The organism is Staphylococcus sp. HMSC034G07 (assembly GCF_001835975.1).
Lineage (GTDB): Bacteria > Bacillota > Bacilli > Staphylococcales > Staphylococcaceae > Staphylococcus > Staphylococcus ureilyticus.
In genome coordinates, this window is sequence record NZ_KV826585.1 from 1 (window position 1) to 1,012 (window position 1,012).

Sequence of the window (1,012 nt, forward strand, 5' to 3'; positions counted from 1 at the left end):
TATACTATAAATTCAACTTTGCAACAGAACCATTTATTCTAATGATTGCTATGGCAGTTTTAAGTAATAATTATGAAGATATACTTAAGCCAGAATCACAGTTCAAACAAGGGTATACAGGATTTTCTTGGATCTTCTTCTTAATGATTATTCAAGCAGCAACCATAATCACTATGGAATTCCACTATGGTACAATTAAGAACTTACTTTATAGAAACTACTCAAGAATGAGTATTATTTTAAGTAAATTTATCGCTTTATTTATTTATTCATTAGTATTATTTATTGTTACTACTTTGATAAGCTTAGGTTTAAAATTAATCCTATTTTCTGATATGGATATTTTAAAACAAGCTGGTGACAATTTATCACTGCTACAAGAGCACTTGTTAACTGCTTTAGCTACTTATATTGGTATGTGGTTAATATTGAGTTTAACATTATTAATTTCTTGCCTTTTAAAATCACCAGGTGTTTCGATTGCTGTAGGAATTGTCTTCTACTTTGCTTCTTCTGTTATTTCAGGCATACTCTTTGCGGCAATTGCTCAATGGGAATGGTTAAAATGGAATCCTATCAACATGTTAAATTTAAGTACACAAGTATTAGATAACGAAGTATTCAAAAAAATGACTAAACTAGAGTTACATGAACTATATATTGGGAACATTGTTTATATTATTATCTTTTTAGCATTAGTTATTTTTGCTTTTAAAAAGAAAAATGTATAATTTTAGATATGCGATTTTGCATTCCTACCAATTATAGTGTTACAATGTAATTAACAAAGATTATCAGGCATGTATGCACCAAATCCCCTTACTATGGCCGTAGTAAGGGGATTTTTTGGTGTGACTAGTCGCCTATTCGTCATTACGCTTGCGTAGCCAATGCGCAAATAGCGCAACGAGACAACCACTTGCTGCTGTGGTCATGATGTTCACAAAGATTTCAGACATCGCGTATGCACCTCCTCTCTACGTCAAATTGACGCCTGAGAGATAGGCGACTC

General features: G+C 32.1%; 2 protein-coding genes. One reads left to right on the top strand and one right to left on the bottom strand.

The window, feature by feature from the left end; genetic code table 11:
- Positions 1-731: ABC transporter permease (locus HMPREF2586_RS00770; protein ID WP_070812586.1), on the top strand; the 731-nt coding region annotated here is incomplete at its 5' end.
- Positions 732-863: 132 nt separating this feature from the next.
- Here HMPREF2586_RS00770 and HMPREF2586_RS12665 read toward each other — a convergent pair.
- A complete protein-coding gene (locus tag HMPREF2586_RS12665) occupies positions 864-959 on the bottom strand; it encodes a type I toxin-antitoxin system Fst family toxin (RefSeq protein ID WP_014287283.1) in 96 nt (31 codons plus the stop codon).
- Positions 960-1,012 lie beyond the last annotated feature (53 nt).